The sequence below is a fragment of the Pseudomonas sp. W2Aug9 genome, from assembly GCF_023127755.1.
Lineage (GTDB): Bacteria > Pseudomonadota > Gammaproteobacteria > Pseudomonadales > Pseudomonadaceae > Aquipseudomonas > Aquipseudomonas synxantha_A.
The window spans coordinates 56908-72610 of sequence record NZ_SPKL01000013.1 but is presented as its reverse complement, the minus strand read 5'-3'; the positions used below and the strand labels follow the sequence as shown (position 1 = coordinate 72610).

General features: G+C 60.4%; 13 protein-coding genes. 6 read left to right on the top strand and 7 right to left on the bottom strand.

The features are described from left to right. Positions 1-37: 37 nt before the first annotated feature. On the bottom strand, positions 38-1675 hold the full coding sequence (locus tag E3O56_RS11530) for an AMP-binding protein (protein WP_248128270.1): 1638 nt from the start codon (positions 1673-1675) through the stop codon (positions 38-40). A gap of 151 nt (positions 1676-1826) precedes the next feature. Between E3O56_RS11530 and E3O56_RS11525 the strand changes: the two genes are divergently transcribed. Genes E3O56_RS11525 through E3O56_RS11510 form a run of 4 tightly spaced genes read left to right on the top strand, consistent with a single transcriptional unit; the run spans position 1827 to position 7350 of the window. After that, complete coding sequence (locus E3O56_RS11525) at positions 1827-2990, top strand: isovaleryl-CoA dehydrogenase (RefSeq protein WP_005789212.1); 1164 nt, start codon at positions 1827-1829, stop codon at positions 2988-2990. Between the two features lie 11 nt (positions 2991-3001). Further along, positions 3002-4609 (top strand): carboxyl transferase domain-containing protein, encoded by a 1608-nt coding sequence (locus E3O56_RS11520; protein ID WP_032880566.1) that lies wholly within the window; start codon positions 3002-3004, stop codon positions 4607-4609. Positions 4610-4624: 15 nt separating this feature from the next. Beyond that, positions 4625-5431 (top strand): gamma-carboxygeranoyl-CoA hydratase, encoded by an 807-nt coding sequence (locus E3O56_RS11515; RefSeq protein WP_032880565.1) that lies wholly within the window; start codon positions 4625-4627, stop codon positions 5429-5431. Further along, positions 5428-7350 (top strand): acetyl/propionyl/methylcrotonyl-CoA carboxylase subunit alpha, encoded by a 1923-nt coding sequence (locus tag E3O56_RS11510; RefSeq protein WP_103734470.1) that lies wholly within the window; start codon positions 5428-5430, stop codon positions 7348-7350. The genes E3O56_RS11515 and E3O56_RS11510 overlap by 4 nt, the downstream gene beginning before the upstream one ends. Here E3O56_RS11510 and E3O56_RS11505 read toward each other — a convergent pair. After that, the gene (locus E3O56_RS11505; RefSeq protein ID WP_103734469.1) at positions 7347-7982 is read right to left on the bottom strand and encodes a S24 family peptidase; all 636 of its coding nucleotides are present in this window, start codon (positions 7980-7982) and stop codon (positions 7347-7349) included. The two genes, E3O56_RS11510 and E3O56_RS11505, sit on opposite strands and share 4 nt — an antisense overlap. Positions 7983-8112: 130 nt before the next feature. Here E3O56_RS11505 and E3O56_RS11500 point away from each other — a divergent pair, with 130 nt between their 5' ends. Both E3O56_RS11500 and E3O56_RS11495 read left to right on the top strand, forming a co-directional pair. Continuing rightward, positions 8113-8463 carry a DUF3077 domain-containing protein gene (locus tag E3O56_RS11500; RefSeq protein ID WP_248128269.1) on the top strand — a complete coding sequence of 117 codons (351 nt, stop codon included), beginning with the start codon at positions 8113-8115 and terminating at the stop codon, positions 8461-8463. Positions 8464-8927: 464 nt separating this feature from the next. After that, positions 8928-10079, top strand: coding sequence for a M14-type cytosolic carboxypeptidase (locus tag E3O56_RS11495; RefSeq protein ID WP_005789223.1), 1152 nt, complete (start codon positions 8928-8930; stop codon positions 10077-10079). 51 nt (positions 10080-10130) lie between these two features. Here E3O56_RS11495 and E3O56_RS11490 read toward each other — a convergent pair whose 3' ends face one another. The 5 genes from E3O56_RS11490 to E3O56_RS11470 all read right to left on the bottom strand — a co-directional run bounded on the left by E3O56_RS11490 (position 10131) and on the right by E3O56_RS11470 (position 15561). Further along, entirely contained in the window at positions 10131-10670 is a 540-nt protein-coding gene (locus E3O56_RS11490) for a cytochrome b (RefSeq protein WP_078821698.1), read from the bottom strand. Beyond that, positions 10667-11749 (bottom strand): catalase family peroxidase, encoded by a 1083-nt coding sequence (locus E3O56_RS11485; protein ID WP_248128268.1) that lies wholly within the window; start codon positions 11747-11749, stop codon positions 10667-10669. The genes E3O56_RS11490 and E3O56_RS11485 overlap by 4 nt, the downstream gene beginning before the upstream one ends. 118 nt (positions 11750-11867) lie before the next feature. Further along, positions 11868-12632: an enoyl-CoA hydratase-related protein gene (locus E3O56_RS11480; RefSeq protein WP_032880559.1), complete on the bottom strand. Its 765-nt coding sequence runs from the start codon at positions 12630-12632 to the stop codon at positions 11868-11870. Positions 12633-12674: 42 nt separating this feature from the next. Then, positions 12675-13961 carry a membrane protein gene (locus E3O56_RS11475; protein ID WP_032880558.1) on the bottom strand — a complete coding sequence of 429 codons (1287 nt, stop codon included), beginning with the start codon at positions 13959-13961 and terminating at the stop codon, positions 12675-12677. Further along, positions 13954-15561 carry an amino acid adenylation domain-containing protein gene (locus E3O56_RS11470; protein WP_248128266.1) on the bottom strand — a complete coding sequence of 536 codons (1608 nt, stop codon included), beginning with the start codon at positions 15559-15561 and terminating at the stop codon, positions 13954-13956. The genes E3O56_RS11475 and E3O56_RS11470 overlap by 8 nt, the downstream gene beginning before the upstream one ends. Between the last annotated feature and the right edge of the window lie 142 nt (positions 15562-15703).

The following is a 15703-nucleotide window of genomic DNA, read 5'->3' as shown; positions in this document are numbered from 1 at the left end:
GTATTCAGCTAGCCCGCGCTACAAAGCGCCCCACGGCTCATTCTCGGGCAGACGCCAACTCCTCAATGCTGATCTCGCGCATGCGAAATTTCTGGATCTTGCCCGTCACCGTCATCGGAAACTCGTCCACAAACTTGAAGTACCTGGGCGTCTTGAAGTGGGCGATGCGGTCCTTGCACCAGCTCGACAGTTCCAGCTCGTTGGCCACATGGCCGGGATGAAACTTGATCCAGGCGACGATTTCTTCACCGTAACGCTCATCCGGAATACCGATGATCTGCACATCGGCCACTGCCGGGTGGGTGAAGAAAAACTCTTCCAGCTCACGCGGGTACACGTTCTCGCCCCCGCGAATAATCATGTCCTTGTTACGCCCGGCAATGCAGACGTAGCCGTGCTCGTCCATGGTTGCCAGGTCGCCGGTGTGCATCCAGCCGGCCTCATCGATTGCCTCGCGGGTGCCGTCGGGGTTGTTCCAGTAACCGAGCATCACGCTGTAGCCGCGCGTACATAGTTCACCGATCACGCCGCGCACCACGGTGTTGCCGGCATCATCGACAATCTTGGTCTCCAGTTGCGGTTGGGTGCGGCCCACCGTGGTGACGCGCCGTTCTATATCGTCATCCGCCCCGGTTTGCAGCGACACGGGGCTGGTTTCGGTCATGCCGTAGGCAATTTGCACTTCGCGCATGTGCAGTTCGTTGATGACCCGACGCATGACTTCGATCGGGCATGTCGCCCCGGCCATGATACCGGTGCGCAGGCTGGCCAAGTCGAACCCGGCCCGGCCTGGGTGATCAAGCATGGCGATAAACATGGTCGGCACGCCATACAGGCCGGTGGCTCGTTCTTCGGCGACGGCAGTCAATGTCAGCAGCGGGTCGAAACCGTCATTGGGATAGATCATGGTGGTGCCGTGGGTGATGCAACCGAGGTTACCCATCACCATGCCGAAGCAGTGATACAGCGGCACCGGGATGACCAGGCGGTCCTGCGCGGTCAAGCCCAGGCTTTCGCCGACCATGTAACCGTTATTGAGGATATTGTGGTGACTGAGGGTGGCACCCTTGGGGAAACCGGTGGTGCCGGAGGTGTATTGGATATTCACGGGTTGGTCGAAGTGCAGGCTGGTCTGCCGGCTTTGCAGTTGCTCGGGGCTAACTCCGGCGCCCAGGGCCGACAGTTGCGACCAAGGCATGAATTCAGGCGGCGGGCTGGGATCGAGACTGATGAGGCCGCGCAGCTCAGGCTTCAATGCCTGGAGCATGGCGTGGTAATCGGAGCTCTTGAACGAACCGGCGCACACCAGCCATTGGCAGCCGGATTGCTTGAGCACGTAATCCAGCTCACTGCTGCGATAGGCCGGGTTGATATTGACGAGGATCACACCGAGCTTAGCGCTTGCCACTTGGCAGATCAGCCATTCGGCGCAATTGGGCGCCCAGATACCCAGGCGGTCACCGATCTGCATACCCAAGGCGAGGAACGCCCGTGCATGCAGATCAACCGTCTCGGCCAGTTGCCGCCAGGTGTAGCGCCGCTGCTGATGGCGAACCACCAAGGCTTCGCCATCGGGATACTGCGCGACGGTTTGATCGAATGCCTGGCCAATGGTCATCGCCAGCAAGCGCTTGTCCTGAGAGCCACGGCTGTAGCTCTGATTCGGTTGATCCATAACGACCCCTTGTTGTCTTTTTTGTAGGTTGACGTAAACGTAAACTACGATTGACAGCACCGCAACGCAAGCTTACGTTAACGTAAAGGTGAGCGCCCTCCTCCTGCGCCCAATCCACACAACAACAAAGCTGACATTAAGGTGCCTGCCCATGAGTTACCCGTCCCTGAACTTCGCCCTCGGCGAAACCATCGACATGCTGCGCGACCAGGTGCAGTCCTTTGTGGCCAAGGAAGTCGCACCGCGTGCGGCGCAGATCGACATCGATAACCTGTTCCCCGCCGACCTGTGGCGCAAGTTCGGGGACATGGGCCTGCTGGGCATCACCGTGCCGGAAGAATACGGCGGCGCCGGCCTGGGTTACCTGGCCCATGTAGTGAGCATGGAAGAAATCAGCCGCGGCTCGGCCTCGGTGGCGCTGTCATACGGTGCGCACTCCAACCTGTGCGTCAACCAGATCAATCGCAACGGCAACCACGAACAGAAACTCAAGTACCTGCCCAAGCTGATCAGCGGCGAGCACATCGGCGCCCTGGCCATGAGCGAGCCGAATGCCGGCTCCGATGTGGTCTCGATGAAACTGCGCGCCGACAAACGCGGCGACCACTACGTACTCAACGGTAGCAAGACCTGGATCACCAACGGCCCCGACGCCAATACCTATGTGATCTACGCCAAGACCGACCTGGAAAAAGGCCCCCACGGCATCACAGCCTTCATCGTCGAGCGCGACTGGAAAGGCTTCAGTCGCAGCAACAAGTTCGACAAGCTGGGCATGCGCGGCTCCAATACCTGCGAGCTGTTTTTTGATGACGTGCAAGTACCGGAAGAAAACATCCTCGGCGTGCTCAATGGCGGCGTGAAAGTGCTGATGAGCGGCCTGGACTACGAACGCGTGGTGCTGTCCGGCGGCCCCACCGGGATCATGCAGGCGTGCATGGATTTGATCGTGCCCTACATCCACGACCGCAAGCAGTTCGGCCAGAGCATCGGTGAATTCCAGCTGATCCAGGGCAAGGTTGCCGACATGTACACCCAGCTCAACGCCAGCCGCGCCTACCTCTACGCCGTGGCCCAAGCATGCGAGCGCGGCGAGACTACGCGCAAGGACGCCGCCGGTGTGATCCTGTACAGCGCCGAGCGCGCCACGCAGATGGCCCTGGATGCGATCCAGATCCTGGGCGGCAACGGCTATATCAACGAATTCCCCGCCGGGCGCCTGTTGCGTGACGCCAAGCTGTATGAAATCGGCGCCGGCACCAGTGAGATTCGGCGGATGTTGATCGGTCGCGAACTGTTCAACGAAACCCGCTGAAGGAGCGCGTCATGGCCACCCTGCATACCCAACTCAACCCGCGCTCGGCGGAATTTGCCGCCAATAGCGCGGCGATGCTTGCACAGGTCGACGCCCTGCATACCCTGCTCGCCCACGTGCAACAGGGTGGCGGTGCCAAGGCCCAGGAACGCCACACCTCGCGCGGCAAGCTGCTGCCCCGGGAGCGCATCAATCGCTTGCTCGACCCGGGTTCGCCGTTTCTTGAACTCAGCCAACTGGCGGCTCATCAGGTGTATGGCGAAGACGTACCGGCGGCTGGCGTGATTGCCGGAATCGGCCGTGTGGAAGGCGTCGAGTGCATGATCGTCGCCAACGATGCCACGGTCAAAGGCGGTTCCTACTACCCACTGACAGTGAAAAAGCACCTGCGCGCCCAAACCATCGCCGAGCAGAATCGTCTGCCGTGCATCTACCTGGTGGATTCCGGCGGCGCCAACCTGCCACGCCAGGACGAGGTATTCCCCGACCGCGAACACTTCGGGCGGATCTTCTTCAACCAGGCCAACATGAGCGCCCAGGGCATCCCGCAGATCGCCGTGGTGATGGGTTCATGTACCGCCGGCGGCGCCTATGTGCCGGCGATGGCCGATGAAGCAATCATGGTGCGCCAGCAAGCCACCATTTTCCTTGCGGGCCCGCCGCTGGTGAAGGCGGCCACCGGTGAGGTGGTCAGCGCCGAAGACCTCGGCGGCGCCGATGTGCACTGCAAGATCTCCGGCGTGGCCGACCACTACGCCGACAGCGACGAACACGCCCTGGCGCTGGCCCGGCGCAGCGTGGCCAACCTCAATTGGCGCAAACAAGGTGAGTTGCTGCAGCGCCCGCCCGTGGCACCGCTGTACAGCAGCGAAGAGCTGTACGGCGTGATTCCGGCGGATGCCAAGCAGCCGTTCGATGTGCGCGAAGTCATCGCGCGGTTGGTGGACGCTTCGGTGTTCGACGAGTTCAAGGCGTTGTTCGGGACAACGTTGGTCTGCGGCTTTGCGCACTTGCATGGCTACCCGATTGCGATCCTGGCCAACAACGGCATCCTGTTCGCCGAGGCCGCGCAGAAAGGCGCGCACTTTATCGAACTGGCCTGCCAGCGTGGGATCCCCCTGCTGTTCCTGCAAAACATCACCGGCTTTATGGTCGGCCAGAAATACGAAGCCGGCGGCATCGCCAAACATGGTGCCAAGCTGGTCACGGCGGTCGCGTGCGCCAGGGTGCCGAAGTTCACCGTGATCATCGGTGGCAGTTTTGGCGCCGGTAACTATGGGATGTGCGGCCGCGCCTATGACCCGCGCTTCTTGTGGATGTGGCCCAACGCACGCATTGGCGTGATGGGCGCCGAACAGGCCGCCGGGGTGCTGGTACAAGTCAAGCGCGAGCAGGCTGAGCGCGCAGGCAGCGGTTTCAGTGCGCAGGAGGAAGCCGCCATCAAGCAGCCGATCCTCGACCAGTATGAAACCCAGGGCCATCCCTACTACTCCAGCGCGCGCTTGTGGGATGACGGGGTCATCGACCCGTTGCAGACCCGCGACGTGCTGGCCCTGGCCTTGTCCGCCGCACTGAACGCCCGCATCGAGCCGAGCCGCTTCGGCGTGTTCCGCATGTAAATGGAGCTGCACCCCATGAACGATTTCAACACCCTCGAACTGATCACCGACAGCCGTGGCTTTGCCACGCTGTGGCTCAGTCGTGAAGCCAAGAACAACGCGTTCAATGCCGAAATGATCCGCGAACTGATCATCGCCCTGGACCGAGTGCAAGCCGACCCGTCCCTGCGATTTCTGATACTGCGCGGGCGCGGCAAGCATTTCAGTGCCGGCGCCGACCTGGCCTGGATGCAGCAGTCGGCCGAGCTGGACTACCACACCAACCTGGACGACGCTCGCGAACTGGCGGAGCTGATGTACAACCTGTCCAAGCTGAAAATCCCCACGCTGGCCGTGGTGCAAGGTGCGGCCTATGGTGGCGCGCTGGGGTTGATCAGTTGCTGCGACATGGCCATCGGCGCCGATGACGCGCAATTCTGCCTGTCGGAAGTGCGCATCGGCCTGGCGCCCGCAGTGATCAGCCCATTCGTGGTGCAGGCCATCGGCCAACGCGCGGCCCGCCGCTATGCTCTGACGGCTGAGCGATTTGGCGGCCAGCGGGCGCAGGAGATCGGCTTGCTGGCAGAGAGTTATCCGGCCGAGAGCCTGGATCACCAGGTGGACCAGTGGGTGGCCAACCTGCTGCAAAACAGTCCGGCGGCGATGCGCGCCAGTAAGGATTTACTGCGTGAAGTGGGCAACGGTGCCCTCACCCCGGCGCTGCGACGCTATTGCGAAAACGCCATTGCGCGCATTCGCGTAAGCGCCGAGGGCCAGGAAGGGTTGCGGGCCTTCCTGCAAAAACGTGCGCCGAGCTGGCAAGCCCAGGAGCCGCGCTCATGAGCACACTGACCACCGTACTGGTAGCCAACCGTGGCGAGATTGCCTGCCGGGTCATGCGCACTGCCAAGGCCATGGGGCTGACGACCGTGGCCGTGCACAGCGCCATCGACCGTGATGCGCGCCATAGCCGCGAGGCGGATATTCGTGTCGACCTGGGAGGCAGCAAAGCCACCGACAGTTACTTGCAAATCGACAAACTGATTGCCGCCGCCCACGCCAGTGGCGCCCAGGCGATTCACCCCGGCTACGGCTTCCTCTCGGAAAACGCTGGCTTTGCCCGGGCCATCGAGGCGGCAGGCTTGATCTTCCTCGGCCCGCCCGCTGCCGCCATCGACGCCATGGGCAGCAAATCGGCGGCCAAGGCATTGATGGAAACCGCCGGTGTGCCCCTGGTGCCGGGCTATCACGGCGAGGCCCAGGACCTGGAGACCTTCCGCGCCGCCTGTGAGCGTATTGGCTACCCGGTATTGCTCAAGGCTACGGCCGGTGGCGGCGGCAAGGGCATGAAGGTGGTCGAGGATGTCAGCCAATTGGCCGATGCCCTGGCCTCCGCCCAGCGCGAGGCGCTGTCGTCCTTCGGCAATGGGCAGATGCTGGTGGAGAAGTACCTGCTCAAGCCGCGCCATGTCGAGATTCAAGTGTTTGCCGACCAGCATGGCCATTGCCTGTACCTCAATGAGCGCGACTGCTCGATCCAGCGGCGCCATCAAAAGGTTGTCGAAGAAGCGCCGGCGCCAGGGCTCAGCGTTGAGCAACGCAAGGCCATGGGCGAAGCGGCCGTGCGTGCGGCCCAGGCCATCGGCTATGTCGGTGCCGGTACGGTGGAGTTTCTGCTGGATGCCCGTGGCGAGTTTTTCTTTATGGAGATGAATACGCGACTGCAAGTGGAGCATCCGGTCACCGAGGCGATTACCGGTCTGGACCTGGTGGCGTGGCAGATCCGGGTCGCCCAGGGCGAGGCGCTGCCGATCACACAGGAGCAGGTACCCTTGATCGGTCATGCGATTGAAGTGCGGCTGTATGCCGAAGATCCGGCCAACGAGTTCCTGCCGGCCACCGGTCACCTGGCGCTGTACCGCGAATCCAGCCCTGGCCCGGGCCGTCGGGTAGACAGCGGTGTCGAGCAAGGGGACAGCGTGTCGCCCTTCTACGACCCGATGCTCGGCAAACTGATTGCCTGGGGCGAAGACCGCGAACAGGCACGCCTGCGACTTTTAAGTATGCTCGATGAGTTCGCGGTGGGTGGGCTCAAGACCAACCTGGGTTTTCTGCGGCGCATCATCGGCCATCCCGCGTTCGCGGCGGCCGAATTGGACACCGGGTTTATCCCGCGTTATCAGGATGAACTGTTACCGGCGCCCGGTGCGTTGAGCGATGCATTCTGGCAGGCAGCAGGTTCGGCGTTTATGCAGAGCCTGCCGGTAGGTGATGGGCCTTGGGCCAATAACCAGGGCTTTCGTGCGGGCCTGCCCGCCGAAGTGTCGCTGCATCTGAGCTGCAACGGGCAGGATCGGCTGGTGACATTGGCCAACACGTCACAATTGTGCGGCGAGCAGCTGCTGATCGAACACCAGGGTGTGCGCCGTGCCCATCTGGCGGTCCGCAACGAAGGCAGCCTGTACCTGCGCTGGAATGGCGAGATGCATGCCGTCAGGCTGTTCGACCCGATTGCGGCGGTCGAGGCCGGCCAATCTCATCAGGGCGGTCTCAGCGCACCGATGAACGGCAGCATCGTTCGTGTGCTGGTAGAGGTAGGCCAAACCGTTGAGGCTGGCACACAGCTGGTGGTACTCGAAGCCATGAAGATGGAACACAGCATCCGTGCGCCCCATGACGGGGTGGTCAAGGCGCTGTTCTGCCAGGAAGGTGAAATGGTTGCCGAAGGCAGCGCGCTGGTGGAGCTTGAAACTACCGCCTAGAACTTCGCGGTGGCTTGCACCACGACGCCAAGGATGTGGCAGTCGTCGGTGAGCAGCGCCTTGGGGTACGTCGGATTGAGCGGCACCAGATAGCGCTGGCCGCTCTCTTCCTGCAATTGGCGAAAAGTGGCCTGGGAACTGCCAGACCATTGGGCGACCACCAGTTTGCCGGGTACAGGATCGATGGCCGGATCCACCAGGATCATCGTCCCGGCACCGATGCTCATGCCCGTGGGCGCGGTCATGGCGTCGCCCGTTACAGGCAGCCAGAACGCCTCGCCACGCGCGTGGTAATCGCTCAATTCGTAGCGGCCAGGCCCATAGAGTGCACGTTCTTCGCGCAGCTCGCACGCCTGCTGCCAGTCGCTGACCGGATAGCGAAAATACGGGTTGTAGTGCTGTTGCAACGCAGGCTCTTGCGCGGCCCGTTCGCGAATCTCCAGCGCCACCTCCAGGTAGCCCAGCCCGAGCTCGGCCAGCACCCGGTTCATGTCCGCAAGGCTCGGCACTCGGCGCTTGTTGAGCCAATGGCCGACGCCGCCCTGGGACATACCCAGGCGCTCTGCCAGTTGCTCCTGCGTGACCTTGCGGTCTTTCATGTTGGCTTTGACCAACGCTATCCAGTTATCCATGGCGCCTGACAATACGGTGCGTATTTTTCGGGGCAATAAACAGTTTGTAGTAATCCATAAAACGACATAAATACGATACGTACTATCATCAAGCCTAAGGATTTCGACACCCACCGGAGTACTGCCGCTTATGACGAATAGCCCGCTTTCATTGCCCGAAATACCCGAACAGGTTGAATTACAGAACATGTGCCACAGCGGCGCGGCCCAGCGCGCGCTGGACTATTACTTGAAAGAAGATATGTCGGCACCAGCCGTGGAGGGTGCCCTGTTCGCGATCAAGCCGGGCGTCAGCCAAGAGGAGGCCCTGGTTCACGCGTCTGACCTGCTGCGCAGTGCTGCGGCAACCGCCTACGAATCAGCGTGCAGCCATCAAGGCAATCAGCGCGACCTGGCGTTTTCCGTGGTGTATTTGATCGATATGGCGAAGGCGATGGTGGAGCGCTCGTTGCAAGCGCCGGGGGCCCGGGCAAATGCGTAACAGACGCGAAAGAAAAATATTTCTATCCAAGGGATAAAAACATTTGACTTGCAAATGATAATGATTATTATTGGACCAAGCTGATCGCGAGATCAGTCGATAGACCAAGGGACCTTAGGTCGGACTCTTGGAATATCTCCTCATCAGGCTAATCACGGTTTTTGACCCGGCTCTTTGGCCGGGTCTTTTTTTTGCCAGTTTCCCTGGCATGGCTTCAGGCTAATGAAGACTGTGTGTTGCTCGATGGCGCGCATGGTAGCAAAAGACCATCGTCGAAAGAAAGCCACACGACAGCTCTAGCCCGGATCTTTGCGAAATAGCGCTTGAGAATCAATCTCATAGCCCCTAAGCTGCCGCGGCGTCAGGGATGACGCCCCCTCCCCGTGCAACAATTTTGCATCCAGGTTTTACCTGACCTCTGTGTAATATAGCCGCCACATCACTCATATTCAGGCAACCAGACTATGACCGTGGCCTTGACCTCCATCAAGATCAGCACCGACTTCGACAGCGGCAATATCCAGGTCCTGGATGCCAGCGATGCCTATCAGTTGTTACTGGCAATCAAACCCGACACCCGCAGCAAACATTTTCAATGGTTCCACTTCAAGGCCGAAGGCATGCATGTGGGGCACACCCACACTTTTCGATTGAGCAACGCCGGTGGCTCATCCTATAAACACGCCTGGAGCGGCTACAACGCCGTGGCATCCTATGACCATATCAACTGGTTCCGGGTGCCAACGCGCTTTGATGGCGAGATCCTGCATATCACGCTCCAGACCCGCGAAAAGCACGTATGGTTCGCCTACTTCGAACCCTACAGCCGTGAACGTCACGACTGGCTGATCGAACAAGCCCTGAAGTACGCCGGCGTCAAGCTGCTGGCCACCGGCAAGAGTGTCGAGGGCCGCGATATACAACTGTTGCGCCGTGGCAAAGGGGCTGAAGGTCGCCGTAAGGTGTGGATCATTGCCCAACAGCACCCCGGCGAACACATGGCCGAATGGTTTATGGAGGGCGTGATTGAACGCCTGCAAAAGGACGGTGACGCGGAGTTGAAAAAACTCTTGAAAGTGGCCGACCTGTACCTGGTGCCCAACATGAACCCCGATGGCGCTTTTCACGGTCACCTGCGTACCAACGCCATGGGCCAGGATCTGAACCGCGCCTGGCAGAGCGCCAATCAGGAAACCAGCCCGGAAGTACTGTTTGTGCAGCAGCAAATGGAAAAGTACGGCGTGGACCTGTTCCTCGATATCCATGGCGACGAAGAAATCCCCTACATCTTCACCGCCGGCTGCGAAGGCAATCCAGGCTACACCCCACGCATCGAAGCCCTGGAAAAACACTTTCGCAACCACCTGAGCCATCTGACCCGGGACTTCCAAACCACCTACGGCTACACCCGCGACCTGCCGGGCGAAGCTAACATGACCCTGGCCTGCAACGCAGTCGGTGAGAAGTACGACTGCCTGTCCCTGACCCTGGAGATGCCCTTCAAGGACAACGACGATGCGCCCAACCCGCGTACCGGCTGGTCGGGCGATCGATCGAAACAGCTGGGCAAGGACGTATTGAGCAGCGTCGCCGATATCGTCGGGCTTTTGCGTTAACCCTTGTGGCAAGCTTTTTGTGGCGAGCGAGCTTGCTCGCCACAGAAGCGATCAATCCCGGGTGCCGGTCATGCTCTGCAATACCCCATCGCGGCGGATCAACCCGTGGAACAGCGCCGCCGCCAAGTGCACCAGCACTGTCAGGAACAACAGGTAGGCAAGGTAGCCGTGAGCCTTGCGCAACAGCGCAAACAACGGCGCATTCGCCCCTACCAGCGCTGGCAGTTGTACAGAACTGCTGAGCATCACCGGGTCACCGGCGGCCGAAATCATCGCCCAGCCCAGCAGCGGCAACACCAGCATCAACGCATACAGCAGCACATGGGAAGCCTTGGCCGCCAGCACTTGCCACATCGGCAAATCGGCTGGCAACGGCGGTTGCCGGGTGGTAAAGCGCACGGCCAAACGCACGAGCACCAGGGCCAGGATCGCAATACCCAGCGGTTTGTGCAGGTGGATCAGCCATTCATGGCGTTCCGACACCGACGCCGCCAATCCCGCACCGATAAACAGCATGGCAATGATCATCAGCGCCATCAGCCAGTGCAACAGACGCGCCAGCGGTGCAAAAAAACGCGGTTGAGCATTCATGGCTTCGACTCCTGAGGGGGGCTGTGCAACGGGCTGACTTCACCCGCACGGCGCAGATACGAACTGGCATACGCGGCGGAGCGTGCGGCCAGCAACGGGTCGTTGGAGGCCTCGATACCGCTGGGCAAAATCAGCGGGTCAAAGTTGATATCACGGCAATCACCGTCTGCCTGCGGCTGGCTGCTTTGCAGTACCAGAGTGCCGGCGTTGAACTGCGTATGCGGGCCAGTCCAGGTCTTGCTCGCGTCATCCAAGGGGTCGCCGGGGTTGGCCAGGGTCATGTTCAACTGCCAACGCAAAGGCCCGGCGGCCAGGCGCTGCACCAAATCCTGTTCCAGGAAGTCACTGCCCGACGGCGCAGCATCACCCGCCGCGTCCTGGCTTTGCGGCACCACGCTCCACCGCACGGCCTGACGCTTGCCACCTTCGCCCACCAGGTAAAACGCATTGATGCCGTTGTAGGTTTGCGTCGCATAACTGGCCGATGGCTTGGCAGTCTTGACCCAGGCCAGGAACGGCGCCGTCTCCGGGTGTGCGGCAAAAAACGCCGGCATGTTCGCAGGGTTCGGCTTGCCGGTGGCCGGGTCTGGCGCACCCGCCTTGAGCAGCTGGTAGAACGCCTCGGGCGTGCCCACCGGAAACACCGGCATACTGTTCATTCCCGTTCGCCACTGCTGGCCGTTTGCCTGGCTGAATTGCACGGCAAAACTGCGAATCGGCACACTGCTGTCCGGTGCATAGGGATTGCCGCTGGGCAAGGCAAACCGGCCAATCACCGGGGTCTTGGCCTCGCTGAACACCTGGGCGCTGGAGTAAGCACGCGCCTCTGTGCTCGCCTCGAAGTAACCCGCCACACACACACCTTTGGCATGATTGCGGCGAAAGCCCGGGTGTACGCCGTTATTGGTTTCCAGGGCATTGACCAAGGTCTTTGGCCGCAGACGCTGTGGGTCGAGGGTGCCGTTGACGTAGGCAAATGCAACCACCAACACTGCCACCACGCCCCCTATACACGCCAGCCTTACGAGCAGACTTGTAGTACCAAGAGGCGGACGCGGCGGTAAAGAGTGATCAACCATAGAAGCTCCAGGGCCCGAGGCCGCAGGGGGAAAGTGTTATGAGACGAATCCCACGTAGGCTTATTCCCCCTTCACTGTAGTTTCTTTGTAGTCAACACGTGGCCAGATCGAGTGCCGGCTAGGGCTGATTAAACAAGGCCTGCCGCTTGTGAAGAAATGCCTGCATTCCTTCTTGCTGATCAGGCGTGGCAAACAGTCCATGAAACAACCTTCGCTCTTGACGCACACCTTCGTGCAACCCGACCTCCAGAGAATGCTCCACCGCCTGCCGCGCTGCACGGGTGGCCGTTCGCGAGAAGGAGGCAATTTGTGCCGCCACCGCCATCACCTCGTCCAGCAAGTTCGCAGCCGGGTAAACCCGCGACACCAACCCCGCCTGCTCTGCTTCCGTGGCGGTCATTGACCGGCCAGTCAACACCAGGTCCATGGTCTTGGCCTTGCCGATCAGCCCGGTCAACCGCTGGGTCGCGCCCATGCCCGGGATGACGCCTAGCTTAATTTCCGGCTGTGCAAAGGTGGCGGTATCAGCAGCGAAAATCATGTCGCACATCATCGCCAGCTCACAGCCTCCGCCAAACGCATAGCCCGCCACTGCGGCAATCGTCGGGGTGCGCAAACGGGTGAAGCCCTCCCAACCGACGAAGTAGTCTTCGTTGAGCACGTCCAGATAGGACTTGCCGCTCATCTCTTTGATATCGGCCCCTGCCGCGAAGAACTCTGCGGTGCCGGTAATGACAAAACACCCAATCCGAGGGTCTCGATCCATTGCTTCCAGATGACTGATCAACTCAGTCATCAGCGCCGAACTCAGCGCATTCTTGACTTCAGGACGGTTGAGCTTGACCAGGACCACTCGATCATGACGTTCCACAAACACGTTCATAGGCATCTCCACTGATTGATGTTGTTCACACTTGGGGCTGTCTCAGGAATCCCAGATCGCGCCATGGGCGGGTATTCCCCGAGCTTCCAACTCTTGCACCAGACGCTGGGTCACCGTTTGGTTGGCAATACAGATCACGGCTTCTGCACCAAAGGCTTGCACTGCACCGTAAGCCAACTTCACCAGGTCTGGCTTGCCGCGCTCATCGGTGTCCCAGATCAATGCGCAAGGCTGGGCGCGCAGAATTTCCTCCACCAGTTCATCGCCATAGGTCGTCCTCGGGCTACGGGCAGACCAGATCAACTGAATCGGTACCTGAGCCGCCAGCAGATGCGGCATGACAGGCCCGATGCCGCTGCCAGTGGCGATGTACACCACCGACTTGAACAGGGTTTCTACATTGGCAACACCCGCTGTGGTGATGCCCTTAACCCACACATGTCGCGGCAAGTCCTCGATAAATCGCCCGGTCCAATCCCCTGCGCGGGAAATTATCAGGCGGAAACCCGCCTCGTGTGGCGTGGGAATATTGGCAAAGGAATGCCACTCCAGCAGTGGGTTGCGGCTGATCGCGGTGGATGAACCGGCGAACGGTGTGGTGTGGCTCAAACGCGTAATCACCGCATGTCCGGAAGGCCGTGCGTGTTCAACAGCCACCTTGCGCAGCCGCAGCCAGGGCAGCAGGACGCTCAGGGTCAGCACTGCCAGCATCCAAAACGTAACGCTGTGCAGCAGGCTCGACGTGGTCAGTAACGTTTGCCACCAGAACAACAGCAACGCACTCCAACCGCCAAACCGATGAACGCGTTCAAACCCATTGTGGAACCGGCCTCGAATACGTGGTTGAGCCATGACCACTATGAGCAGCAATAAGCCGAGCAGCATAACGCTGACCCATAACCCGGCCACCGAAACACTGTCAGGTTGTTGCAGGTAACGCGTAACCTGCACGCCAACCAGGGCGGCAAACCACCCAGTGGCCGCAAAGGCTGCGCCACTGTGCAGCCCACCGAAGTGGTACACCTTGGCCGCGCTACGCCGCACCTGTAAGGGCCATGTAGGCGGTATTCGCGTTGCCAGCCAGAACAGCCCATTGATCACGTATTGCTGGCGAACGAGAATGGCAACCGACAGGTTGATCAGCACCATGTCCGACAGCGTCTGAACCGGGATGGCGTGCAGGTCCACAGCCAACAGCAAAAACACCAGGTTGCCCATCAGCGCGGCGGCTGCCAGGCGGTTGTAACAGGAAAACATCGGCAGTGACGTCCAGCGACGCCAAAGCGCCGGCTTGGGCGGTACAACGGTACGGATCAGCGTATCAATCATGGCCGGGCTCCCCGGTCGCGAACGCCAGCACCGCCAACTGATTCTCCCGGGCCGTTTGCAGTAACAATGCCTTATCGATCTTGCCCCTCGCTGTCAGTGGAAAATGCTCCACTGCGTAGATGGACTGAGGCACGCAGTAATAGGCCAGGCGCTGTTGGCACGCGGTTTGGCAAGCCTCGATGTCAGTGCTGGCAGGCGAAACAAAGGCCACCAACGTGCGGCTGTCCAGCTTCAAAGTGACGGCGCGCATGCATCCAGCGCCGGCCTCCAGAGCCGCCGACACCGCATCCAGCTCCACACGAAAGCCGCGGACTTTCACTTGGTCATCCACGCGCCCTAAGTGTTCGAGCTGGCCGTCTCCCACCCAGCGCCCCAAATCTCGTGTGCGGAACATCATGGCGTCGCCACCGAGAAAGGGATCCGGACGGTATCGCTGCTGGGTCAATGCCGTATTGTTCAGGTAGCCTGCTGTCACACCCGCGCCACCGGCCCACATCTCTCCCGTTTCACCCAAGGCACAGGCACGCCCCTGCTCATCGAGCACATAGACAGTGTTATTGGGTGTTGGCCGGCCAATAGTCAGTAGCGTGCCTGGTACATGCCGGTGCAGCGTGTTGACGATGGTCGTCTCGGTAGGACCGCAGCCGTTGTAGAACGTACAGTGCTCGGCCCACCGATCCGCCAGGGCCTGGGAGCAGGCTTCTCCAGCCACCGCAACGACGTTGAGGTGGGGACACTGTCGAGGCTCAAGGGTGGCCAGTATCGAAGGCGTTGCGATCAACACATTGCACTGTGCGGCCGTCTGCGCGATGTCTTTGCCGCGAATCAGCAAGGTCGCACCATGAGCCAGGCAACCGAGTATTTCCCAAGCCGCCATGTCAAAGCCGATATTGAGAATCTGCCCTACGGTACGACCCGGTGCCATACCCATCCGCCCAGGTTCAGTGAGCAGAATATTGCATACGTTACGGTGGCTGACACACACGCCGTTAGGGCGCCCTGTGGTTCCAGATGTAAACAGTACAAAGCACAGATCATCCGGGCCAGCACCGACACGCACGCAATCATTGTCTTCAGCCAGCCATGGCGTTTGAGCAATGAACGTATCCAAATTGAGGCAGCGGTGGGACGCGTCTGCCGGAATGCGCTCCACCAGGCTCGATAAGGTCAGAATCACCGGGCTGGTCAATGATTCGAGGACCATGCCCAATTGCAGGGTGGGTACGATTCTGGCGTCCTGAGGGACATACGCGGCGCCAATCTTTAACACCGCCAGGAGCCCGACCAGCATGGGAATCGAGCGCTCGACGAACAATCCCACCGTGTCCCCACGCTTAACACCCTGCCCAAGCAGATGCTCAGCCAATCGATTGGCTTGTCGGTTGAGTTGTTCATAGCTGATACGTTGGCCCGCGCATACCGCAGCGGTCGCCTGGGGTGCCAGCCTCGCTTGCGCTTCGAAGGCTTGGTGCACGTTGGCGTAGGTGGCTCGGGTTGAAAGGCCACAACCCCATCGCTCAAATAAAACCCGCTGCGCGGCAGGCAAATGAGCCAGCGAGATGCAGGAAAAAAACTGTTTATCACTCGGCAAACACGTCATAAGCACCCTCTCACTATTCAACTGCCGGCTGAATGCCGACAGATGCAAGGGTGGATAGAGGGCTGCGCACGAGATTACAGACTCTCAAGGTATACAGACGCTTCCCACGTATTAGCCGGGAAGTTTCTTTGCGCAAAGCGTG

What these genes read in the sequence shown, in the direction of transcription:
- E3O56_RS11475 (WP_032880558.1), bottom strand. Translation starts at nt 13,961, where the DNA reads ATGATTGATACGCTGATCCGTACCGTTGTACCGCCCAAGCCGGCGCTT.
- E3O56_RS11515 (WP_032880565.1), top strand. Translation starts at nt 4,625, where the DNA reads ATGAACGATTTCAACACCCTCGAACTGATCACCGACAGCCGTGGCTTT.
- E3O56_RS11505 (WP_103734469.1), bottom strand. Translation starts at nt 7,982, where the DNA reads ATGGATAACTGGATAGCGTTGGTCAAAGCCAACATGAAAGACCGCAAG.
- E3O56_RS11500 (WP_248128269.1), top strand. Translation starts at nt 8,113, where the DNA reads ATGACGAATAGCCCGCTTTCATTGCCCGAAATACCCGAACAGGTTGAA.
- E3O56_RS11470 (WP_248128266.1), bottom strand. Translation starts at nt 15,561, where the DNA reads ATGACGTGTTTGCCGAGTGATAAACAGTTTTTTTCCTGCATCTCGCTG.
- E3O56_RS11510 (WP_103734470.1), top strand. Translation starts at nt 5,428, where the DNA reads ATGAGCACACTGACCACCGTACTGGTAGCCAACCGTGGCGAGATTGCC.
- E3O56_RS11520 (WP_032880566.1), top strand. Translation starts at nt 3,002, where the DNA reads ATGGCCACCCTGCATACCCAACTCAACCCGCGCTCGGCGGAATTTGCC.
- E3O56_RS11530 (WP_248128270.1), bottom strand. Translation starts at nt 1,675, where the DNA reads ATGGATCAACCGAATCAGAGCTACAGCCGTGGCTCTCAGGACAAGCGC.
- E3O56_RS11525 (WP_005789212.1), top strand. Translation starts at nt 1,827, where the DNA reads ATGAGTTACCCGTCCCTGAACTTCGCCCTCGGCGAAACCATCGACATG.
- E3O56_RS11485 (WP_248128268.1), bottom strand. Translation starts at nt 11,749, where the DNA reads ATGGTTGATCACTCTTTACCGCCGCGTCCGCCTCTTGGTACTACAAGT.
- E3O56_RS11495 (WP_005789223.1), top strand. Translation starts at nt 8,928, where the DNA reads ATGACCGTGGCCTTGACCTCCATCAAGATCAGCACCGACTTCGACAGC.
- E3O56_RS11480 (WP_032880559.1), bottom strand. Translation starts at nt 12,632, where the DNA reads ATGAACGTGTTTGTGGAACGTCATGATCGAGTGGTCCTGGTCAAGCTC.
- E3O56_RS11490 (WP_078821698.1), bottom strand. Translation starts at nt 10,670, where the DNA reads ATGAATGCTCAACCGCGTTTTTTTGCACCGCTGGCGCGTCTGTTGCAC.